Genomic DNA, 22264 nt, shown 5'->3' on the forward strand with positions numbered 1-22264 from the left:
CTTAAATGTCTAGTGCTTGTGGTTGTTGAGCTGTGTGTGGGTGATCAGTTCCCGCATACACTTTTAGCTTTTTCATCATCGCACGACCCAAAGGACCTTTTGGCATCATCCCTTTTACTGCGTACTCAAGCGGACGGTTAGGCGCTTTCGCCATCAACTTTTCAAAGTTAGTTGACTTCAAGTTACCCACGTAACCGGTTACATGATGGTACATTTTGTCTTTACGCTTGTTACCTGTGACAGCAATTTTTTCAGCGTTAACAACAACAATGTAATCACCACAATCCGCATGCGGAGTGTATTCTGGTTTATGCTTACCACGTAGACGTGACGCAATTTCTGAAGCCAAACGACCTAGCGTTTTACCTTCAGCGTCAACAACATACCAGTCGCGCTTGATTTCTGCAGGTTTTGCAACAAATGTTTTCATAATTTGTTCCTAATAAACTAAATTTAATCCAAATCCAAAGGATAAAAACTCAAAAATTTTAAGATTTTCATCCACTTACTGTTTAACGGGCAATAAGGGGAAGGATTATTAAGCGCGCAATTATACAGATTCGCCGGCCGGTTGCAATTGCTAAATCCGTGAAATTGCAAACTTTTTTGCGATTTAAGAAGGTTGGCTTTTAACCATAAAAAAACCGGCCGGTAGAAACTCTACCGGCCGGTAAAAACCAACTCAAGGAATGTTGAGTTAACTCATCCTCCTCATGAGATAACTCGGGACCTAATTACATTAGGTCAAAAGATTTTGAAATGCTTAACACAACAAATTGATCTTCTTCAGGGTTACCATCTGTATCAGAGTAAATATAATTAACGCCGCCGTCTAAACCTTCAGCTAGCGAGAAAGAATAACCAAGATCTAAGTATTTAACATCTGTGTCATCAGTATCCACATCACCATCTAGAATACCGTAAGTTCCAGAGAAGTCGCCATAACCAAGAGACACATACATATGATCATAATCAATGTCACCATTACCGTAATTATCATAAGTACCACGATCATAACCAACTGTAATCATGTCATAACCTAATGAAAAATTTACTTCTTGGTAAGTATCATCAAATGCATCATCTGTGTAGTAATAACCAGTTACACCAACACCTGCAGAAATTGGACCTAGGTTACCAGACCAACCTGCGTATAGATCATACTCTAAACCTGCTTCAACATCCGCAGCCCAAGTACCGATATAAAAACCTGACTCATGCTCATAATCCAATCCTGCTGATGCAGATGCAGACTCAGTTTGTTCAACACCACGAAAAACATAGTTAGATACCATGCCTGCGTTTGCAGAAACACCTGCTTGCGCAGTAGCTGGTGCAATAGCCATCATAGAAGAACCTGCAACAACTGCAGAAAGGATTGCTGTTTTTAAAGCTGTCATTTTCATTTATCAAACTCTCCATTTGTTTGGGATAAATTAAGTCAAAACTCTTCTAGCCTTTATCAATCAAAATGCCACAAACCAAAAACACCTTTGAAAAACAACAACTTAAATAAATAAACCACCCTTCTCTTATAAACCAAAGCTCCTTACCTCACGACATTGCACCAATAAAACCACACCCTGCACCAATAAAATTGCTAAATTTGCAACAAATCGCTTTCCTGTTGTAAAAAAGCCTCAAAACGTTTTTCAAACAAACGAAAATTCTGAACGACTTGCTGACCTCGCATAGTTAACACACTTCCACCGCCCGATTTTCCACCTTGAACCTTTTCCACGAGTGGTTGCTGGTACATCTGATTCATCTCATCAACAAGCTTCCAAGCTTTTTTGTATGACATTCCCATCTCCTTTGCCGCTTTGTTCATAGAGCCTGATACTGCAATATGCTCCAACAGCTGAATTCTTCCCACCCCTAAATAACTCCCTTTTTCACCGGCCAGCCAGAAACGCGCATGAATCTTTTCTGAGTATGCTCCCCCCGGTATTTTCTCTTCAAAGCTCATTTCCACTTTTTTATGCTCAGTCACTCACAACCCCTTTTTATTGTTTTATCTCTTTCATACCAAAATCTTACAAACTAATCACAAAAATTAACACCTGCTCAAGGATCAATCCATCAACTTAGCGTCATCCTGAATTCAAAAATGGTTATTTATGAAAAATACCTTACTTTTCAAAATCCGCTAAAATCAATAATGAAAATTTCTTTCAATCCACCCTCAACTAAAATGAGCTTCAAGTCATTTTCAGGAGTTTTAGAATGAATGTCGGTCGTTTAGATCAAATTATTCGTATTGTAATTGGTGTTTTCTTTATTTTATTAGCCTATTTGGAACTCACTGGCTCATGGGGTTATATTGGAGTAGTCCCTCTTTTCACTGGCTTGGTGCGCTGGTGCCCGATTTACAGCATTTTGGGATTCCAAACCTGTCCAATCCACTCGCATATTGATTACCACAAATAAATTTTCCTTACCGGCCGGTATCCTTTATCGGTCAGGACTCAGACCATTTCACTCTTTTCCCATTCAACAAGGCAGATTTGCAATCGGAACACTTCCTGCTTCTTGGTTATTTTTAATGTTTGCAATTTAATGATTCTTTGATGAAGGATTTATAAATTTTGCACGCTTAGATATGCAAAATTGCGAATGAATCGTTAGAATGCATAAAACCATAGTCCACATACAATAAAACAGAGTGAAATATGAAAAAAGTTGTTATCCCTGTTGCAGGATTAGGAACACGATTCCTGCCTGCAACCAAAGCCATTCCAAAAGAGATGATTACGCTCGTCGACAAACCTCTTATTCAATATGTGGTTGCTGAGGCCATTCGCGCTGGATTTACGGACATTATTTTGGTCACCCATTCTTCAAAAGGCGCTATCGAAAACCATTTCGATCACAACTATGAGTTAAACAAAACGCTCGTCGAAAAAAACAAACTTGCTTTGTTAGACATTATTGACAACATTCTTCCCGGTGATGCCAATATTATCTCGGTTCGCCAACCCATTGCTCTTGGGCTTGGTCACGCAGTTTTATGCGCCGCACCAATTATTGGCGATGATGACTTTGCTGTCATGCTACCAGACGTGATTTTGAACGAAGAATCTTGTGATTTAGCCAAAATGGTTCAAGCTTTTCAATTAAACCGAAAAAGCCAAATTATGGTGGAACCTGTACCACAGGAAGAAACATACAAATACGGTATCGTCGATATTCAAGGCAGAGAGCTTGCACCTGCAGAATCCACCGAAATGGTAAACATGGTTGAAAAACCCTCTGTCGATAAAGCACCTTCAAACTTATCGGTTACCGGCCGGTATATTTTAGACAATGACATTTTAGGTATTCTTAGAACGACGCCAAAAGGCGCTGGCGGCGAAATTCAATTGACAGATGCAATTGATACCCTAATGAAAGCACAAGGCGCAGAAGCTTATCGTTTAGAAGGCAAAAGCTATGACTGTGGTGATAAACTAGGATATCTGCAAGCGACTTATGAATTCGCTTGCCAACATCCAGAACTAGGACCTTCATTTACTGAATGGCTAGCTACGATAGCTCAGGAGACTTAATGAAAAATACTCAGGCCTATTCCCAATTAAGCCAATTGGCTGAAAACCTTCAAACGACAGATTTGAAATCTTTATTTGATGACGAAAATCGATTTGAGCAATTTCATGTCACAATGCCTGGAGCAATGCTTGATTTCTCCAAACAAAAAATTACATCTGAAATCTTTAATCAATTAGTGTCACTGGCAAAAGAAGTCGACCTAAAAGGTTGGATTGACCGCTTAATTTCCGGTGAAAAACTGAATCACACAGAAGGCCGTGCCGCATGGCATACAGCGCTTCGAAATCTAAGCGAACCTTTGCCAGAGGTTGAGTTGCAATGGCATAAAATGGCCTACATTGTTCATGAACTCCACTCCAAGCAAATGCGAGGATACTCAGGAAAACCGATTTATGATGTGGTCAACATTGGGGTTGGAGGAAGTGATTTAGGTCCATTAATGGTCACGCACGCCTTGGAAATGCAGAAAAAACCGGATGCGCCTAACGTACATTTCGTTTCAACACTCGACGGTCGTCAGCTTCAGTCGATTCTGGCTAAACTTAATCCTGAAACCACTTTGTTTGTTGTGGCTTCAAAATCCTTCACTACAATTGACACCCTCTCTCTAGCAGAGACAGCCAAAGAATGGATGCTCGACCATTGCGGTTGCTCGACGACCGTTATGCGCCATTTTATTGGCGTCTCAACCAATGTCCCCAAAATGAGCGAATGGGGTATTCTCCCAGATTACCAATTAGAGTTTTGGGACTGGGTTGGTGGTCGTTTTTCGCTTTGGTCATCGATCGGTTTAACCATTGCTATCCAACAAGGAATGGAGGGATTCAAAACCCTTCTTCAAGGTGCTCATGATATGGACACCCATTTCCAAGAAGCACCGATTGAACAAAACCTTCCGGCTTTGGTCGGACTCATTGGTGTATGGAATACCAACTTCTTGAACTTAGCTGGTCAAGCCATCCTTCCTTATGATTCCCGACTTAAGCATTTTGCAGGCTATCTAGAACAGTTGGAAATGGAATCCAACGGCAAGCACACTCAACGAGACGGTGAATTTGTTGACTATCGAACTTGCCCGATTTTGTGGGGTGAAGTTGGCCCGAATGCACAACATGCTTTCTATCAGCTGTTACACCAAGGAACGGAACGTGTCATGTCTGACTTTATTTTATTTAAAGAAGGACAAGGAACTGACGAACGTGCGCAATTCCATCAGAACTTAAATATCGCCAACTGCCTTGCACAAAGTCGCGCCATGATGGTCGGTCAAGAAAGTGATGACCCACATAAACACTATCCTGGAAATCAAGTTTCGAATACGCTGCTTTTAGACCGAGTAGATGCCTATCACCTCGGCATGCTAGTCGCCCTATACGAACACAAAGTTTTCACACAATCAGTCGTTTGGAACATCAACCCCTTTGATCAATGGGGCGTGGAACTCGGTAAAAAAATCGCCTTGAACATTTTAGATTCGATTGAACAAAAACAAGCCGACCATTTAGACGGTTCAACTCAAGGCATTTTGAAACAAATCTGGGAGCACACCTATGCAAATTAATGTTTTTGGCTCAACCATTTCTGCACTGGTCACCGCAGGTTGCTTGGCGGAAACCGGTAACCAAGTGACTTTAATTGGAAACATTCCAGAATCTATTGCTGAACCGAACCTTTCAAAGCTGCTAAAGAAACAATTGAAAGCCGGTTTTTTGAAGGTTTCTGAGCAGTTTAACCAAGAAGCCAACTTCCACTTTATTTCACTGCCTTCTGGTGCCTGTCAAGATGCAGTAGTGATTGCCGAACAGTTAAGCGAAAAAGCCCAAAAAGATAGCTATTTAGTACTTCGATCCAACTTTGGCTTTCCATTGTCTCATCAAGTCATTGACACAGCTAAACTACCCTTTATTGTGAATCCTGATTTTGCAGCTGACGGGAATGCCATTAATGCCTTTACAAGACCTGATCGAATTATTATTGGCAGTGAAGATGAACATGCAACTGAAGACTTTAAACGCTTAATGTCACCCTTCAATCGTAACCGCGATGTTTCGATTGTCATGTCTCCAGATTCAGCAATCTTAACTAAATACGCCACAAACGTGTTAATTGCAACTCGCATTAGTCTTATGAATGAACTTGCTCTGGTTGCGGAAGAAATGGGAGCGGATATTGAACAAGTCCGTCAAGGTCTTGGTTCAGACCAACGCATTGGTTTTTCTTACCTTTATCCTGGGGTTGGCTTCGGTGGTGAGCACCTCGAAATGGACTTAGAACGTGTCCAAGCGTTAATTGACAAAACGGGATCACAAGAGAATTTGCTACGCTCTGTAGCAAATATCAACCATACCCAAAAAGAACTTCTTTTCCGCAAGCTCTGGAAACATTTCGATTGCCAACTCACCAATAAGCAAATTGCCCTTTGGGGGATTAGCTACAAACCAAACAGTAGCTCCATAAAAGGTGCACCGAGCTTAGTGATGATTGAAGCCTTATTGCACCAAGGGTGCCAAGTCAATATCTATGACCCAAAGTTAGGAAAGTCATTCGACCAGTGGTGTCAAACCTATCTATCAGAACAGCAACGTTCGCAGTTGCATATTTTTGATGATCCCTACAACGCACTGGACAACTCTGATGCTTTGTGTGTTTTGACAGAATGGAAACAATTCTGGTCTCCAGATTTTTCAGAGATGCAACAACGAATGAAGCACTCGGTGATAGCCGACGGCCGAAATCTATATGATCCTGAGCATTTAAAATCACTTGGTTTTACATACTTTGGTGTGGGTCGAAAATAACTGACAAACCACTCAACAGCCCATTTATTCTGCTGAAATAAATACCGGCCGGTATAAATCCGGCCAAAACCGCCCTTTTTTCATACATCCTCTGAATCTCACATCTGGATAATTCAATGACTTATAGTTTAGATTGCATTAAAGCCTATGATATTCGCGGTCGCGTACCAGACGTTCTCAATGCCGATTTTGCTTACGATCTTGCACGTGCCTACAGCACAGTTTTCCAACCCAAGACACTTGTTGTTGGCCATGATATTCGCCAAGAAGGGCCTGAACTGAATGAAGCACTCTGTCGTGGCTTTGCCGAAAGCGGCGTACAAGTACTTCATTTAGGACTTTGTGGCACGGAAGAAGTGTATTTTGCAACCTCTCACTATCAAGCCGATGGCGGAATCATGATCACCGCCAGCCACAACCCCAAAGGCTACAACGGCATGAAGTTGGTTAAAAATGGATCACAGCCCATTGGTCAAGACTCTGGCTTGAAAGACATTAAAACAACAATGGCTTCTCAAAGTTTCTGTGAAACAGTGCCAACACCGACACCACTCGTTGAAATACATGACAAATCCGCTTATATCCAGCATCTACTTGGCTTAATTGATTTAGACGAACTAAAACCCCTGAAAATCCTGGTAAATGCTGGGAATGGTGCAGCCGGCCCAACATTCGATCAACTAGCCAAACACCTGCCCTTCGAATTTATTCGAATGCAACACGAGCCTGACGGCAATTTCCCGAATGGCATTCCAAACCCGATGTTATTTGAAAACCGCGAAGTAACGGCAAATGCACTTAAAGAAAATCAAGCCGATTTTGCAGTTGCTTGGGATGGTGATTTTGACCGCTGTTTTTTATTTGATGAAACCGGCTATTTTATTGAAGGTTATTATTTAGTCGGTCTTCTGGCGAAAACCCTTCTAGAAAGAAATCCAGGCGAAAAAATTATTTACGACCCACGCATGACGTGGAACACCATCGAGCAAGTCACAGAATCTGGTGGAATCCCTTTACAATGCAGAACAGGTCATTCATTTATTAAAGACATGATGCGTACAGAAAATGCCATTTACGGCGGTGAAATGTCTGCTCATCACTACTTTCGGGATTTCTTTTACTGCGACAGTGGCATGATTCCTTGGCTGCTCATAGCAGAACTGATGAGCAAAACGGGGAAAACGTTATCCGATTTAATCGGAGATCGTGCCAAACGATTCCCATGCAGTGGCGAGCTGAACTACAAAGTCACTAATGCCAAAGCAATCATGCAGGCTGTTGAAGCGGCTTACCTGCCTCTCAACCCTGTAATTGATCCAACCGACGGCATTGGCTATGAATTCAAAGAATGGCGCATGAATATGCGAACATCAAATACGGAGCCTCTGCTACGCCTAAACGTTGAATCTCGCGGCAATCCTGAATTGGTTGCTGCAAAAGTCAAAGAGATTGAGGCGATTATCGAACGTATCGGTTAGTTATTTAATTCTTTGACAAGATTACCGGCCGGTGACTTTTGTTATTGACCGGCACAACAAAATAATTGCACTCAATCCACTATTTAGTCAATTCTGAATAACTCGTTTAATTTATGGCAAAGCCAGTTATTCAGAGTCGACTATTTATCTTTGCAGCCTCAACCAAAGTAACGCCACAATTAATAAGATACCGGCCGGTATAAATGCGGCCATTACAGCAGGCAATTGATACACCGCACTTAAATTTCCAATTAACTGATTACCAAGATGAAATAACAACCCGATCAAAACCCCAATAAATATTCGCTGTCCCATACTCACCTGTCGCTGAGAACCAAAAATTAATGGGAAAACAATCGCAATCATTGCAAGCACAACCAATGGTGATGCCAATTTATTCCAATAAGCCATTTTCAGCGTACTCGGGTCTCCACCATTGACCTGCAAAAAATCAATCTGTTCTTGAAGCTGAATCAGATTTAAGCTTGTACTTTTCACCGTCAACTTTTCCAAGTCTGCCGGCAGAAAAGGTAAAGACAATTGAACAGAGTTTAAGTTCTCGTACTGATAGTCGATCCACTTTAGCTCAGGAACTTCAGGTTTCACCATCCAATCCAATGTCTTTTTCACGCCATTTCGTCCTATCCATTGTCCACTCTCAAAACGGACTTGAGGATAGCTTGCCTGCTTCGTTAACTCTCCTTTCTGGAGGTGATAAATTACAACATCACGTAAATCTTGATTGGAAATCGCTTGACCAATTTCTATAAATCTTTGATTATTTTTTACCCAAAACCCATTGGACTGTCCAAGCGAAAACTGTTTATTTAATGACTCTGCACGAAGTTTATTGGCATAAGTTTCTGCATTAACACCGATCGTCTCACCCATTATGGTCACAAACACCCAAAGCAATAATGCCACTTTAATCACGGCTAAAAAAATTCGCCGAATAGACCAACCGGTAACCCTTAAAACCGTTAATTCGGAGTGGTTTGCCAGATTTCCCATCCCCATAAGCGTACCAATCAGCAAGGCAACCGGGAACAATTGCACAATATAATTTGGCAATTTCAAAAGCACATAAATCGCTGCTAATTCAACAGCATAGTCATCCGTTAAATCATCTAACTGATTCATAAACTCTGTAAAACCGATTAAGGCCAGTAACACCAACAAGACCAAAAGAAAATGGACAACTAAAACAGATGACAGATAACGTTCTACGCGATTCATAATGGATTACCGAATTGATCCTTTGGGCAAGATGAACCTCGTTGTTTTTTGGATTGAATGGAATTTCTTTTCCAAATTTTGGCAAACTTCTGATCCCAACCAAGCGCCCAAAGCATAAAAACCGAAGGAATCAGCCAGAACCAAACAGGTGAACCACCTTCTTTGGCAATATCATCTGCTGACAATACTAACTGGTTGTAAATAATGAATATCAAGAGTGCAATAAACAGTTTGGCAAAACGCCCCTGTCTAGGCCCTGTTTTTGATAATCGCAAACCAATAAGTCCCAAAACTAAAATTGATAACGGAATGCTCAAACGAGAGTGCAAAAGCGCTCTTTCTCTTGAAGTTTGATACAGCCAAAGCTCTTCAATCGGTTTCTCATCGATCTTGGCATACCGATAACTGGCGACCGTCTTGGGAAGAATACCCTCAAAATGTTCAAATTTCTGGACTTCCAATGGCTTGCGATTGGAGGCAAGCTCATCACTCGTCATTACTCGTAAATTAGAATAGCGCCACCCATTCTTTAATGACAAAATCACCTCATCTGCATTCCGAATAAACTGGCCTTCTCGTGCGGTCAGAATTAAATCATTTTCAGAAGTTTTCAGTGAAACCCAAACCTGTGACATTCGACCATCATTGGACACCTCTTGTGCATAAATAACCCCTTGGTTATTTACCAATTCATTAAAGGTTGCCGCTTCTATATTGACATAACTATTCTTGCTCAGGGCATCATTGATTAAAGTACGCTCATTTTGATAGCTCCAAGGAAACACGAAAAGCATCACCCAATAAAGTAAAAGCGTTAGCGGAATTAAAAAAAGAACCACTGTTTTACGGAAGAAACCCGGACCAATCCCTCCTGTCTGCATGACCACAATTTCTTGATCTTGATGCATTCTGCCAAACGTCAGCATGACCGCGATGAGTGCGACCAAAGGTAAAACGACGTCCTGAGCACGAACAAGTTTGAAGATCATTAAATCCATCACAAGGTCAACGGGGATATCTCCCCTTACCGCTTTTGCAAGAACACGAGTGACCTCTGAACCAAACGTGATCAATAACAAAACCACCAGCACAGCTAGAAAAGTTGCTAGTAATTCTTTTAACAGTGCCCTTTGCAGAATTCCAAAAAACAAAATTGAACCTTTTTTGATCGATACGAAACTTAAAGGCCTGTGAATAATCTTATGTTTACTAGATTACAGCTCTACTTGTTCACGACAGACCCGCGCAAAATTATAACGTCATTCTGCATCCCTCACTGAAACTTTACAAAGACGCTAGCAAACGTTTTATTTATGCCCTGTTGAAAATCAACCTTAAACTCTAGGGTCTGTTGAAAATTCAGACTTGACTCTGTTGCTACTTAAAAATGCAGCAATCGCGACGCTCAGAGCGTAGTTTGGTTATTCCAAATAAGCGATAAGCAACAAAGAGTGCTACATTTTTAAGTGCAACCCGAGGGCTCAAGCCATTTTTGCCCCAGCAGAGTTAGAAATTCGCTCAAATAGAATAACTATTCCGCGCTCTTTCAGCCTTGCTGGAACGAAAAATGGTTTGAGCAGAGCCTAATTATGAATTTTCAACAGACCCTAGTCCAAAATCTCACTTGCTTGATTCCCCTACTATCGCGTAAGATTTCGTGCAAACTATCAACATAATGACAGAACAAGAGAAAATCATGAAAAGAATACAATTCAGGCTAAACACTGCTCACCAAGACTGCGATACACTTCTTATTGGTGTCGACAATTCCGGTCAATTAATAGGTTCGGACTCAACGTTGAATAGCAATAGTGAACTGACCTCAGCGGTCTCTACAGCTATCGCTGATAAAGATCTATCGACCAAAGTCGGTAGTCAAATAATGCTGAAAAACCTTGCCGGCTTTACTCGAGTCTGGTTCGTTTCTTTGGGAGAAACTGAAAAACTGAGCCGAAAAGCCTTTATCGAAACCATGAAAAAAACAATTTCCAGCATTCTGGAAACAGGGACAAATTGGCTTTATCACACCTTAAGCATTGCCACACAAGACAGCGATGCTGCTTGGGCGCTATATCAAAACGCTCTTATGTTGCAGACTGCACAATATGATTATCAACATCCAAGTCGCGGCGATTTCACTGCCAACGAAAATAACTTGGACAAGGTGACGTTTGTAGGAGAAATTGAGAACGCTGAGCAAATTATTGGACAAGCTCAGTCTTCTGCAATTGGCATGAGCTTAACCCAAGACCTTGCAAATATGCCAGCCAACTTCTGCACACCGACTTATCTTGCTTCTACAGCGGAAGATTTAGGCCAGCAATATGGCTTCACTGTCAACATTCTTGAACGCGCTCAAATGGAAGAATTAGGCATGGGTTCATTTCTTTCCGTCGCCCAAGGCAGTGACCAACCCCCTAAATTAATCTGCTTAGAGTACAAAGGCGCAAACGCAAACGATGCACCGATTGCATTAGTTGGTAAAGGTGTAACATTTGATACCGGCGGTATTTCACTGAAACCGGGTGCTTCCATGGATGAAATGAAATACGATATGGGTGGTGCTGCAACGGTTCTTGGCGTATTTAAGGCGCTCGGAGAACTTAAGCCAGAGATTAATGTCGTTGGGATAATTCCATCGACTGAAAATATGCCGGCCGGTAACGCGGTAAAACCAGGAGATGTCGTTACATCTATGTCAGGCCAAACGATTGAAATCCTAAATACAGATGCAGAAGGCCGCCTGATTCTTTGCGATGCTTTAACCTATGCACAGAAAACCTATCAGCCAAAACAAGTCATCGATATTGCGACTTTGACAGGCGCTTGCATTATTGCCTTAGGGCATCATGTGTCAGGTATCATGGGGAACAACCAAACACTGGTTGACGATTTGTTAAGTTCCGGTAATGACACCTATGACCGGTTCTGGCAACTCCCTTTAGGCGAAGAATGGGATGAGCAACTAAAATCCAACTTTGCAGACATGGCAAATATCGGTGGACGTCCAGGTGGCACAATTACCGCTGCTCAATTCTTAGCACGTTTTACAAAAGAGGTTGAATGGGCACACTTAGACATTGCTGGTACAGCTTGGACATCCGGTACCAATAAAGGTGCGACAGGCCGTCCAGTTCCAGCGCTGGTCGACTTTTTAAAGCATAAGGCCGGATAATCATCTCCTAACGCTTGAGCTTCACAGTACCAATCGCAAGATTACTGGGAAGCTCAAGTACCTTCTCAATTTCAGTTAAACGTACCTATCTTTCATGACAGAAACCGCTTCACCTCAACCCCCTAAAGATGTTCTTTTTTATGTATTGAACAGTGACACAGCAGAAGCTAGAGAAGCTTTTGTCTGCAAACTAATCAACACCATTTATAAAAAGCAACGTAAATCTGTTGTCCGTTTTGGCAGCACTGATGAAGTCAATCGTTTTGATCGTCAACTATGGGCTTGGAAACCGACAGCCTTTCTTCCCCATGCCATTGAACAGCAATACCCTGCACCAATTCAGCTTTTTTCCGAGAAGCCCACCCCCAACAAACTTGATAAGGACGTGTTGATTAATCTTCACCCTGAATTCCCTGAGTTTTTTGGAGAATACCAAAGGACCATTGAAGTATTGGACCAGTCGGCTTATTTACTACAGATGGGACGAGAACGTTGGAAAGCCTATCGAAAAAGTGGTATTGAACCAACCATTCATAAAATTGGATTTGACTAGAAGCTTTTGACTTGGGCACTTATCACAACAAATAAGTCTTCATCCCTCACTATTCTTTACCGGCCGGTACTTGTTTATTAATCACCAGAGTCCGGGAAAGTTTGATTTCCCGCAAATTTAAACTGTTTTTTTTACATTCCCATAGTAAAACGACCGACTTTTCTGAAACTTCTTCTATAATCATTTGAATATAAATTTGTCGAAACCTGATTAATCGTAAAGGAAATCAGATGGATATTACTCAATTATTGGAGTTTGGCGTTCAACAAGGCGCCTCAGATTTGCACCTTTCCAGTGGGCAGCCCCCTATTTTAAGAATTAACGGTGATATCCAACGGATTGATGCACCTGCCATCGATGGCGAAGAGTTACAAAAAATGATCTACGATGTCATGAGTGATAATCAACGACGCGACTTTGAAACTAATTTAGAGGCTGACTTCTCATTCGAATTGCCAAATATTGCGCGTTTTCGTGTCAATGTCTTTATGCAGAACCGAGGAATTGGCGGAGTTTTTCGTACCATCCCAAGCACCGTTCTCACCTTAGAACAACTGAATGCCCCTGAAATATTTAAAGACATCTCTAGTCTGCCACGAGGTATTGTCCTAGTGACCGGCCCTACAGGTTCGGGTAAATCCACGACTCTGGCAGCAATGATTGACTACATCAATGATAATTTCTCCTCTCACATCTTAACCATTGAAGACCCGATTGAGTTCGTTCATACCCCCAAACGCGCCTTGATTAACCAACGTGAAGTTCACCGAGACACTAAAAGTTTTGAAAACTCGCTACGCTCGGCACTTCGTGAAGACCCAGATGTGATTCTTGTCGGGGAAATGCGAGACCTTGAAACGATTCGCCTAGCCTTAACTGCAGCCGAAACGGGGCATTTAGTCTTTGGAACCTTACACACCTCATCAGCAGCAAAAACCATTGACCGTGTTATCGATGTATTCCCTGCTGAAGAAAAAGAGATGGTTCGTTCAATGCTCTCTGAATCAATTAAGGCCGTTATTTCACAAACACTTCTAAAGAAGTCAACCGGAGGGCGTGTCGCTGCACATGAAATCATGCTGTCGAACAATGCGATCCGTAACTTAATTCGTGAAGCCAAAATAGCCCAAATGTATTCAGTCATACAAACCGCTAATGCTCAAGGAATGCAAACGCTTGACCAAAACCTTTTAGAATTGGTTCAAGATGGCACCATCACTGCCGAAGCAGCGAAACGAAAAGCCGTCAACAAAAACCTATTCAACTAAACCTTACAGTGAGTAAATTTTGATTGTTAAAACATTCGCCTTAGTGAGCGTCCATTATGCAAACCATTGATACAGAACAACTTTCAGAACTTCAACAAATCCTTGTCTATTTCTCTCAAAATGGCGGCTCAGACTTGTTTGTTACTGCAGGCTTGCCAATCACGATGAAGAAAGACGGTAATCTGGTTCAATTAACCGAACACAAGGTCACACCAAAACAAGCAAGTGATCTTTGTGCTGAGTTAATGAATGCGGAGCAACTTGACGATTTTATTGAACACTCAGAATCTAACTTTGCTTTCCAAATCCCAGGTCATGGGCGTTACCGTGTCAATGTTTACGTGCAACGTGGCACACCAGGGATGGTTATCCGTAACGTTAAAACAGAAATTCCAGATTTTAACGAACTTAATTTGCCAGAAGTTCTCAAGGAACAAATTCTAAAAAAACGTGGGCTAATTCTTTTTGTTGGGGGAACTGGTTCGGGTAAATCCACCAGTTTGGCGACACTCGTTGACATACGTAATACTGAAACCCACAACCACATTATTACCATTGAAGACCCAATCGAATTTATGCACCGTCATAAAAGCTCAATTGTGACTCAACGGGAAGTCGGTGTGGATACAGAATCCTATGAAGCAGCTTTGAAAAATACCTTGCGACAAGCGCCAGATGTTATCTTGATTGGTGAGATTCGTGCTCAAGAAACCATGGAACACGCTATTGCATTTGCAGAAACTGGGCATTTATGTCTATCGACATTGCACGCAAACAATACCAACCAAGCACTCGATCGAATCATTAACTTTTTCCCTCCAAATCAGAAAAACCACATTCTGTTGGATTTATCCTTGAACTTACGCATGATTGTCTCACAGCGGCTAGTTCCAAAAATTGGCGGCGGATTAATTGCAGCAGTTGAGGTCATGTTAAATACCCCTCGCATCTCTCAGTTAATTTTAAAAGGTGAGGTGACAGAAATCAAAGATCAGATTAAAAACTCAACCGCTCAGGGCATGCAAACATTTGACCAGTCGCTTTTCAATCTGTACGAATCCGGCCAGATCAGCTATGAAGATGCGTTAAAAAATGCCGATGCAATGAATGATTTGCGTCTAGAAATTAAACTAAAAAGCAAACGCCCACCGCCGAGAAATGAATTTGGCGCCTTTGACGACACCCCTCAATTCAGTATGCAAAAAACAGAGGAAGAGGAACAAGACTAGGGTCTGTTGACAATTCATAATTGCTCAAACCATTTTTCGTTCCAGCAAGGCAGAAAGAGCGTGGAATAGTTATTCTATTTGAGCGAATTTCTAACACTGCTGGGGCAAAAATGGCTTGAGCCCTCGGGTTGCGCTTAAAAATGTAGCACTCTTTGTTGCCTATCGCTTATTTGGAATAACCAAACTACGCTCTGAGCGTCGCGATTGCTGCATTTTTAAGCAGCAACAGAGTCAAGTCTGAATTGTCAACAGACCCTAGAGTAATCCTCAACAAAAACTATGTTCAGTACCTTACTGAACCTAATGCCGAGAACTTGAAAAATTCTCGGCACTCTTACTTAGTCGATTCTGAATAACTCGTTTAATTTATGGCAAAGCCAGTTATTCAGAGTCGACTACTTAAATTCATACCGAATCTCAATTGGCTCTTGCGCTTGAGCTTCTAACCGCCATTGATAATGATTGACAGAATTCGGACTTTGATGATAACGCCAATATTGATGTTCTAAAACATTTGTTTGTTTTGTCTTAAGGGTAACTAAATACAGTGATTTCTCATTGGGATATTTATAAATAGATACCGTTTTCCAATCCACTTCTGCCGACTCATCGGTGATTTTAGACTTGAGTGATGACAATACCGAGTCATTAGCAACAACTTGGATCCTTGGCTCTCCTCGCTTTTGACTGTCCCACAAAATAACAGGCGTTGATAAAGGTAAAGAATAGGTTTCCATTAGGGTGGTCATCGCATCATTGGTCAAAACCACACATCCTCGACTCGCATCTGGGTTTCTAGCATAGGTATCACTCGGAACACCGTGCAACCAAATTCCAGAACCCGTTCGATTCTGCGTCCGATCCCATAAATTTGGATAGTTTATTGGCAAGGCTCCACTGCCATAAAAGTCCGGCAACCGTGATGTTTCAATCACATCAGAAATCAGATAAACACCTAACGGCGTTCGTCGATCTCCTTCTTTTAGCTTTCCTGTTCCTTGTGCACCAATAGAAATATAAAAATCTTCCAGCTTAACCCAGTGTTTTTCTACCTGACGATATAAATGCAAGCGCCTATGAGCAATATCCACAAACACGACATAAGGTTGATCGGCACTCTTAAGCAGAAAATTCTCTAACGGCGGAATATAAACAGCGGAGTTCTCCGAAAACTGCCAACGTACACGCGCCTCATTTTTCAAAGCGGCAATTGTTTTCAGGTAATGCGCGCGAAAGCGTTGCTTGGATAATGACTGTCCAGCTTGAATTGACAACAGATCGGCTTTAAGCATTTTTGCCAATTTGTAGGAAGGAGCGGTTTCTGAAAGTTCAGAAAACTGTTCAATCGATTGCTCAATCTGTAAATTCTTCAGAGCATAAAAACCTGCAAGCAATTGGCGCTCTGTTTCTTGAACACTCGAATGCAAATGGTTTGGCTCACTTGACTCAGACTGAGCCCAAGCAACAGGCATAAAAAAGCTCAAAAACAAGACCGAAATATAGCCTAAAAATTTCTTACCGGCCGGTACTTGCGCCCACTTCTTGGATAGAGATTCCTGTTTGAAGCCTTGAAATGCTAACGTAAACAAAATAAAACCTATTTTCCTTCAACATTTATTTCAGGTGCAACTTGCTTATTGCTTGAAGACCTTTGATCAGCCTGTGAAGCTCTAGGAGGGGTTCTCAAAAACTCCCCTCTGGGAGTTTGGACCACTGACTTTTCAAACACCTCCTTGTAAGCTTGTTGCGCTTCGTAGGCATAAAGTTGATTTAAATTTTCCAATGTCGTCGCTACCCATTCCTCTTCATTCAAGCTCTTTAACAACCACTCGCGTGCTTCATCATATTGTTTTAAACGAACCAGTAATACGGCCAAATTGTTCATAGCTGCTTTTCTCAGAATTGGTTCATGCTCAGAGGATTGCTGAAGCGATTGTTTCAACTTTTCAATCGCCTGTTTGGCCAACTTAAGATTTGAGGGGTTCTTTTCGAAAGCTTGAATTAAGTCATGTGCTTGGAAAAATGCTTCATTTTGTATCGGTTGCGAGGCTTCTGTTTGAGCACTGTTTACGCCATTCAACGGAGCCGAAACAACTTTACCTGCAGTAGAAACCTGCCAAACAGACAAACATCCAAGCATCATAAAGAATTGTGCAAACTTCATACTTAACCTCCAATCCCTACGACTTGGCTTTTGTAGTGTTTTACCTCGTCACGAAGTTGTGCTGCGGTTTCGAAATCAAGATTTTTTGCAGCTTCATACATCTGTTTTTCCAGTTTTTTGATTTTGCGCGCCAATTCTGCAGGCGATAACTTTTCAGATTTTTGATATTGCGCTGTCTTTTCAGCTGCTTTACCGGCCGGTTGCTTTTTGGACGATTTCGCCACATAAGGTGAGTCTTCCAAAATGTCATTGACTTTTTTGTTCAGGGCTTGAGGAACAATGCCGCGTTCTTCGTTATACGCTATCTGCTTTTCACGACGACGCTCAGTCTCTCCAATTGCTTTCTCCATTGACTTGGTGATTTTATCCGCATACAGGATTGCTCTTCCTTCTGGGTTTCGCGCAGCTCGTCCAATGGTCTGGATTAACGAACGCTCCGAGCGCAAGAAACCTTCTTTATCCGCATCTAAAATCGCTACCAAAGAAACTTCAGGGATATCCAAGCCTTCTCGAAGCAGATTAATTCCGACCAACACATCAAACTCTCCCAGACGTAAATCACGAATGATTTCGATACGTTCCACTGTATCAATATCGGAATGCATGTAACGGACACGGACATTGTGATCTTCCAAATATTCCGTTAGGTTTTCAGCCATTCTTTTCGTTAAGGTGGTCACTAAAATTCGCTGTCCAACCTCGGCACGAATCCGAATTTCACCTAATAAATCATCAACCTGTGTTGACGCCGGGCGCACTTCAATTTCAGGATCTAGCAGCCCTGTTGGTCTCACTACCTGCTCAACAATTTTTGAACTATGATCTGCTTCATATTGTGCAGGTGTTGCCGAAACAAAAATTGTTTGTGGCATACGCGCTTCAAACTCTTCAAATTTCATTGGACGGTTATCCAAAGCCGATGGTAGACGAAAACCATAGTTCACTAAGTTTTCTTTACGAGACCTATCTCCTTTGTACATACCGCCAATTTGAGGAATTGTCACATGACTCTCGTCAATCACCAACAAAGCATCTTTTGGGAAATAATCCACAAGAGTCGGAGGAGCTTCCCCCGCTTCACGTCCCGACAAATAGCGAGAATAGTTTTCAATCCCCTGACAATAACCAAGCTCCATCATCATTTCTAAATCAAGCTTGGTGCGTTCATTTAGCCGCTGCTCTTCCACCAACTTATTCATCGAACGCAACTCTGCTAAACGGTCACGCAACTCATCTTTGACCTTTTCAATCATCTCTAAAATTCGCTCATGAGGTGTCACATAGTGACTTTTAGGATAAATGACAATCCGAGTCGGTTTACTCATTACAGAACCGGTTAAAGGGTCAAACCAAGCAATGGTTTCCACCTCATCATCAAAAAGCTCAATACGCACCGCATATTCTTCCGCCTCGGCGGGGAAAATATCAATCACATCACCACGAACACGAAAGGTACCACGCCAAAGCTCAACATCATTACGAGTGTATTGCATAGATGTTAGGCGCTTTAAAATATCCCTCTGTGAAATTTGATCTCCTAAGCGTAGCTGCAAAATCATTTTCAAGTACATTTCAGGATCACCTAAACCGTAAATCGCTGAAACCGTGGCAACCAAGACAACATCTTTACGCTCTAACAACGCCTTAGTCGCTGACAACCGTAATTGTTCAATCTGTTCATTGACTGAAGAATCTTTCGAAATGTAGGTATCTGAGGCAGGGACATAAGCCTCAGGTTGATAGTAGTCATAGTAAGAAACAAAATATTCAACGGCATTCTTTGGAAAGAAACCTTTCAGTTCTCCATACAATTGAGCCGCCAACGTTTTGTTGTGCGCCAAAACAATCGTAGGTCGCTGAACTTCAGCAATGACGTTGGCAACCGTAAACGTTTTCCCCGAACCAGTTACTCCAAGCAGAGTTTGGAAAGCTTCACCATCTTCCAAGCCTTCCACAAGCTGCTTAATAGCCTTCGGCTGGTCGCCATTGGGTGAGTAGTTTGAGACCAGTTCAAATATTTTCGCTTTCTCAGCCACAATCGTTCCCTTAAAACATAAAATCCAGTAAAATGCGAATTAATTATTTTTAAAACTTTTTTGATGCCAAGCGGCATTTAGTCTTGAATTCATTAATCCAAATTTTGTTTTCTTGTTGTATCGCTTGGCGATTTGAGCGCCTATGTTAATGCGCCCCATTATACAGCTCAAAAATTTCGTGGAGAATGACATTCAAATGGCCAGCCTATCCGAGCGTGTTCAACGAGTAAAACCATCCTTAACCCTAGTCATCACTGCCAAAGCCGGAGAGCTAAAACGCCAAGGTAAAGACATTATTAGCCTTGGTGCTGGTGAGCCTGACTTTGATACGCCAGATCACATTAAAGCAGCAGGTATCGCAGCGATTACTAACGGCCAAACGCGCTACACCGCTGTAGATGGTACTTTTGAGTTGAAACAAGCCATTATCGATAAATTCAAACGTGATAATAGTTTGAACTATGACCATTCCCAAATTTTAGTGTCTTCTGGTGGAAAACAGAGCTTTTACAATCTTTGCCAAGCAGTGTTAGATAAAGGCGATGAAGTCATTATCCCTGCCCCTTACTGGGTTTCTTATCCTGATATGGTTTTATTAGGTGACGGAACGCCTGTCATTGTTGAGGCAAGCATTGAACAAGGATTTAAAATCACGCCAGAACAACTCGAAGCCGCCATTACACCTAAAACAAAAATGTTGGTGTTAAACAGCCCTTCAAATCCAACTGGTGCAGTCTACACCGCAGATGAGCTAAAAGCTTTAGCAGAAATTTTAGCAAAACATCCGAATATTTTAATTGCCAGCGATGATATGTATGAACACATTCAACTTGGCAATGTACCTTTCACAAATATCCTCGAAGTCGCGCCTGAACTGTATGAACGCACAATTGTAATGAACGGAGTTTCTAAAGCTTACTCTATGACAGGGTGGCGTATTGGCTATGCGGCTGCACCAGCAGAGATTATTGCTGCAATGCGAAAAGTGCAGTCACAAAGCACATCAAACCCTTGCTCGATTTCACAGGCAGCAGCCACTGAAGCCTTGAATGGTTCTCAAGAATGCATTCAAACCATGCTTGTCGAATTTAAGAAACGCCATGAATACGTAGTTGAAACGGCTAATCATATCCCTGGCTTTAAATGCATTCGTGCAGATGGCGCTTTCTACGCTTTCTTTAATATTGAAGAAGCGATGAAAATCAAAGGATTTGCGACCGATGCAGAATTTGCCACAGCTTTATTGGAAGAAAAGTTGGTAGCGGCTGTTCCAGGTTCAGGTTTCGGTGCAGAAGGTCATATGCGAATTTCCTTTGCGACCAGTATGGAAGTATTACAAGAGTCATTTAAACGTATCCGAGCGTTTATGGACAATGAATAACACCTCTGAACTTGTCAAGTAATGGTATTGGAATTAGTTTTTCAGCTAATTCCATCAACCTCATTCCCTGAAACAATAGTTTCTATTTTTCTCACTAAAATTCCTTCCTCACCCATTTAAACCTCGCGAATCGTGGCAAGCCCTTTGCCGTTAAACCGTTATACTCAAATGTCACAATCTGACCAATTTTAGGTGGCGTTAACCTTTGTGCATTACTCAACCCTGAGCCTAATTTAATTTCAACCGGCCGGTTAATCTTGGCTAATTTTGGGAACAATCTTTGCACTTGATCTGGCAGTAACTCACAGTGTAGCGATCCCACCATTCCGCTAAATTTTCCCTTACCTTCTGTATAACCAACCACCTTACATTCTGCATCATTTACGGGTTTTAATTTGAGCGCAGTATTTAACCGGCCGGTCAGATACTCAGAATTCTCCTTTCGAACCACAATTCCTTCGCCACCTTTTGCAGTTATCACTTGAAAATACGCTTGTAAATGTTCATTTGACTGAACTGGAATCTGCTCAATTACCCGAACAAACTCAGCAGGCGACCTTTCAAGCCATCGCCTCAAAATATTTAATCTTTTAAACAAAGTCCCCTTTTGATTTGGCACTTCAAAAATCTGGTAAGAAATCGTTCGCCAGCGTTTATCGGGTTTGTCTCTCAGAACAATGGAGGCAATATTTTCGAAGTCTTGCCGCTTGGTCCAAAGCTCCCCATCCACTGCAAACGGGGGTAATTTTTCTGTAAACCATTCCGGAGCCGCTATTGGATTACCTCGTTTTGATAATAGCTGCTTACCATCCCAAATCGCACGTACACCATCCAATTTTTCGCTTATTAGCCAGCCAGCATAGTCTTGATTTTCAGACTGTTCAAAATTAGATAAATCAAAAACCTGCACAGCCAATACCGGCCGGTAACAAATCATCAAAGCTAAAAACACAAAACCCAGCAAAACTGCTGGGTTTATACAAAAACTGCGCCGCATCTCTACGCCTATTAATTTTGCTTTAAGATAATCTTGCATCACTGATTTACATACTTTCCGAAAATTTTAGATTGTCACGATTCTTTTCAATCGTTTTTACCCCTACCCCTTTCACATTCATTAAATCTTCAGGTTTTACACAACTATTTTCTTGGCAATATTCCACAATTCGCTGTGCCTTAACCATACCAATTCCGCTTAAATTATCAGAGATTTCCTCCGCACTGGCTTTATTCACATTGACTTGTGCAGCCGTCGCAAGTGAAGAAAAACCAAGCATTGAACTTAAAATAACTGAAACCAATAAATTTTTAACCATTTTCATATAACTATTCCATTTATTAAGTAAACACAAAGTACACATTTAAATGCACTCTGTAAATTTAAGAAAAATAACGTA

The 22264-nt window shown here is 41.7% G+C and carries 20 protein-coding genes; 10 read left to right on the top strand and 10 right to left on the bottom strand.

What is annotated here, in order from left to right; all coding sequences use genetic code 11:
* Position 1: 1 nt before the first annotated feature.
* The 3 genes from rplM to D9T12_RS09230 form a co-directional block, all read right to left on the bottom strand.
* Positions 2–430, bottom strand: coding sequence for a 50S ribosomal protein L13 (rplM, locus tag D9T12_RS09220; RefSeq protein WP_130537901.1), 429 nt, complete (start codon positions 428–430; stop codon positions 2–4).
* Positions 431–734: 304 nt separating this feature from the next.
* The gene (locus D9T12_RS09225) at positions 735–1406 is read right to left on the bottom strand and encodes a TorF family putative porin (protein ID WP_130537902.1); all 672 of its coding nucleotides are present in this window, start codon (positions 1404–1406) and stop codon (positions 735–737) included.
* 194 nt (positions 1407–1600) lie between these two features.
* Entirely contained in the window at positions 1601–1993 is a 393-nt protein-coding gene (locus D9T12_RS09230) for a winged helix-turn-helix domain-containing protein (protein ID WP_240693165.1), read from the bottom strand.
* Between the two features lie 233 nt (positions 1994–2226).
* On the opposite strand from D9T12_RS09230, the gene D9T12_RS09235 reads away from it, so the two are divergent.
* The 5 genes from D9T12_RS09235 to D9T12_RS09255 all read left to right on the top strand — a co-directional run bounded on the left by D9T12_RS09235 (position 2227) and on the right by D9T12_RS09255 (position 7825).
* Positions 2227–2430, top strand: coding sequence for a YgaP family membrane protein (locus D9T12_RS09235; protein WP_130537903.1), 204 nt, complete (start codon positions 2227–2229; stop codon positions 2428–2430).
* 242 nt (positions 2431–2672) lie between these two features.
* Positions 2673–3548, top strand: coding sequence for a UTP--glucose-1-phosphate uridylyltransferase GalU (galU, locus tag D9T12_RS09240; RefSeq protein WP_130537904.1), 876 nt, complete (start codon positions 2673–2675; stop codon positions 3546–3548).
* Positions 3548–5110, top strand: coding sequence for a glucose-6-phosphate isomerase (pgi, locus tag D9T12_RS09245; RefSeq protein WP_130537905.1), 1563 nt, complete (start codon positions 3548–3550; stop codon positions 5108–5110). Before galU ends, pgi begins: the two co-directional genes overlap by 1 nt.
* Positions 5100–6347, top strand: a complete 1248-nt coding sequence (locus D9T12_RS09250) for a nucleotide sugar dehydrogenase (RefSeq protein WP_130537906.1) — start codon at positions 5100–5102, stop codon at positions 6345–6347. Before pgi ends, D9T12_RS09250 begins: the two co-directional genes overlap by 11 nt.
* A 116-nt stretch (positions 6348–6463) precedes the next feature.
* A complete protein-coding gene (locus tag D9T12_RS09255) occupies positions 6464–7825 on the top strand; it encodes a phosphohexomutase domain-containing protein (RefSeq protein ID WP_130537907.1) in 1362 nt (453 codons plus the stop codon).
* A 144-nt stretch (positions 7826–7969) separates the two neighbouring features.
* Here the strand turns inward: D9T12_RS09255 and lptG are convergent, their stop codons facing one another.
* A complete protein-coding gene (gene lptG, locus D9T12_RS09260) occupies positions 7970–9061 on the bottom strand; it encodes an LPS export ABC transporter permease LptG (RefSeq protein WP_240693166.1) in 1092 nt (363 codons plus the stop codon).
* The gene (gene lptF, locus D9T12_RS09265; RefSeq protein ID WP_165395083.1) at positions 9058–10212 is read right to left on the bottom strand and encodes an LPS export ABC transporter permease LptF; all 1155 of its coding nucleotides are present in this window, start codon (positions 10210–10212) and stop codon (positions 9058–9060) included. Before lptF ends, lptG begins: the two co-directional genes overlap by 4 nt.
* A gap of 545 nt (positions 10213–10757) precedes the next feature.
* On the opposite strand from lptF, the gene D9T12_RS09270 reads away from it, so the two are divergent.
* The 4 genes from D9T12_RS09270 to D9T12_RS09285 all read left to right on the top strand — a co-directional run bounded on the left by D9T12_RS09270 (position 10758) and on the right by D9T12_RS09285 (position 15286).
* Positions 10758–12236, top strand: a complete 1479-nt coding sequence (locus D9T12_RS09270; RefSeq protein WP_130537910.1) for a leucyl aminopeptidase — start codon at positions 10758–10760, stop codon at positions 12234–12236.
* 94 nt (positions 12237–12330) lie between these two features.
* The gene (locus tag D9T12_RS09275) at positions 12331–12789 is read left to right on the top strand and encodes a DNA polymerase III subunit chi (RefSeq protein WP_130537911.1); all 459 of its coding nucleotides are present in this window, start codon (positions 12331–12333) and stop codon (positions 12787–12789) included.
* Positions 12790–13019: 230 nt separating this feature from the next.
* A complete protein-coding gene (locus tag D9T12_RS09280; RefSeq protein ID WP_130537912.1) occupies positions 13020–14057 on the top strand; it encodes a type IV pilus twitching motility protein PilT in 1038 nt (345 codons plus the stop codon).
* A gap of 56 nt (positions 14058–14113) precedes the next feature.
* Positions 14114–15286: a PilT/PilU family type 4a pilus ATPase gene (locus tag D9T12_RS09285; RefSeq protein WP_130537913.1), complete on the top strand. Its 1173-nt coding sequence runs from the start codon at positions 14114–14116 to the stop codon at positions 15284–15286.
* 395 nt (positions 15287–15681) lie between these two features.
* Here the strand turns inward: D9T12_RS09285 and D9T12_RS09290 are convergent, their stop codons facing one another.
* From D9T12_RS09290 to uvrB, 3 genes are read right to left on the bottom strand one after another with little or no spacing between them, the layout of a single operon-like run.
* On the bottom strand, positions 15682–16875 hold the full coding sequence (locus D9T12_RS09290) for a L,D-transpeptidase family protein (protein ID WP_130537914.1): 1194 nt from the start codon (positions 16873–16875) through the stop codon (positions 15682–15684).
* A gap of 8 nt (positions 16876–16883) precedes the next feature.
* Positions 16884–17450: a YfgM family protein gene (locus tag D9T12_RS09295; protein ID WP_130537915.1), complete on the bottom strand. Its 567-nt coding sequence runs from the start codon at positions 17448–17450 to the stop codon at positions 16884–16886.
* Positions 17451–17452: 2 nt separating this feature from the next.
* Positions 17453–19486 carry an excinuclease ABC subunit UvrB gene (gene uvrB, locus D9T12_RS09300; RefSeq protein ID WP_130537916.1) on the bottom strand — a complete coding sequence of 678 codons (2034 nt, stop codon included), beginning with the start codon at positions 19484–19486 and terminating at the stop codon, positions 17453–17455.
* A 196-nt stretch (positions 19487–19682) separates the two neighbouring features.
* Here uvrB and D9T12_RS09305 point away from each other — a divergent pair, with 196 nt between their 5' ends.
* Positions 19683–20867, top strand: a complete 1185-nt coding sequence (locus tag D9T12_RS09305) for a pyridoxal phosphate-dependent aminotransferase (protein ID WP_130537917.1) — start codon at positions 19683–19685, stop codon at positions 20865–20867.
* A 94-nt stretch (positions 20868–20961) separates the two neighbouring features.
* Here D9T12_RS09305 and D9T12_RS09310 read toward each other — a convergent pair whose 3' ends face one another.
* Positions 20962–21864, bottom strand: coding sequence for a DNA ligase (locus D9T12_RS09310; protein ID WP_240693167.1), 903 nt, complete (start codon positions 21862–21864; stop codon positions 20962–20964).
* A gap of 46 nt (positions 21865–21910) precedes the next feature.
* The gene (locus D9T12_RS09315) at positions 21911–22189 is read right to left on the bottom strand and encodes a ComEA family DNA-binding protein (RefSeq protein ID WP_240693168.1); all 279 of its coding nucleotides are present in this window, start codon (positions 22187–22189) and stop codon (positions 21911–21913) included.
* Positions 22190–22264 lie beyond the last annotated feature (75 nt).

It is taken from the genome of Thiomicrorhabdus indica (assembly GCF_004293625.1).
Lineage (GTDB): Bacteria > Pseudomonadota > Gammaproteobacteria > Thiomicrospirales > Thiomicrospiraceae > Thiomicrorhabdus > Thiomicrorhabdus indica.

Bases quoted from the DNA above. Each gene is read 5' to 3' on its own strand.
- rplM (WP_130537901.1), bottom strand. From the start codon at position 430: ATGAAAACATTTGTTGCAAAACCTGCAGAAATCAAGCGCGACTGGTAT.
- D9T12_RS09225 (WP_130537902.1), bottom strand. From the start codon at position 1,406: ATGAAAATGACAGCTTTAAAAACAGCAATCCTTTCTGCAGTTGTTGCA.
- D9T12_RS09235 (WP_130537903.1), top strand. From the start codon at position 2,227: ATGAATGTCGGTCGTTTAGATCAAATTATTCGTATTGTAATTGGTGTT.
- galU (WP_130537904.1), top strand. From the start codon at position 2,673: ATGAAAAAAGTTGTTATCCCTGTTGCAGGATTAGGAACACGATTCCTG.
- pgi (WP_130537905.1), top strand. From the start codon at position 3,548: ATGAAAAATACTCAGGCCTATTCCCAATTAAGCCAATTGGCTGAAAAC.
- D9T12_RS09250 (WP_130537906.1), top strand. From the start codon at position 5,100: ATGCAAATTAATGTTTTTGGCTCAACCATTTCTGCACTGGTCACCGCA.
- D9T12_RS09255 (WP_130537907.1), top strand. From the start codon at position 6,464: ATGACTTATAGTTTAGATTGCATTAAAGCCTATGATATTCGCGGTCGC.
- lptG (WP_240693166.1), bottom strand. From the start codon at position 9,061: ATGAATCGCGTAGAACGTTATCTGTCATCTGTTTTAGTTGTCCATTTT.
- D9T12_RS09270 (WP_130537910.1), top strand. From the start codon at position 10,758: ATGAAAAGAATACAATTCAGGCTAAACACTGCTCACCAAGACTGCGAT.
- D9T12_RS09275 (WP_130537911.1), top strand. From the start codon at position 12,331: ATGACAGAAACCGCTTCACCTCAACCCCCTAAAGATGTTCTTTTTTAT.
- D9T12_RS09280 (WP_130537912.1), top strand. From the start codon at position 13,020: ATGGATATTACTCAATTATTGGAGTTTGGCGTTCAACAAGGCGCCTCA.
- D9T12_RS09285 (WP_130537913.1), top strand. From the start codon at position 14,114: ATGCAAACCATTGATACAGAACAACTTTCAGAACTTCAACAAATCCTT.
- D9T12_RS09295 (WP_130537915.1), bottom strand. From the start codon at position 17,450: ATGAAGTTTGCACAATTCTTTATGATGCTTGGATGTTTGTCTGTTTGG.
- D9T12_RS09305 (WP_130537917.1), top strand. From the start codon at position 19,683: ATGGCCAGCCTATCCGAGCGTGTTCAACGAGTAAAACCATCCTTAACC.
- D9T12_RS09310 (WP_240693167.1), bottom strand. From the start codon at position 21,864: ATGCGGCGCAGTTTTTGTATAAACCCAGCAGTTTTGCTGGGTTTTGTG.
- D9T12_RS09315 (WP_240693168.1), bottom strand. From the start codon at position 22,189: ATGAAAATGGTTAAAAATTTATTGGTTTCAGTTATTTTAAGTTCAATG.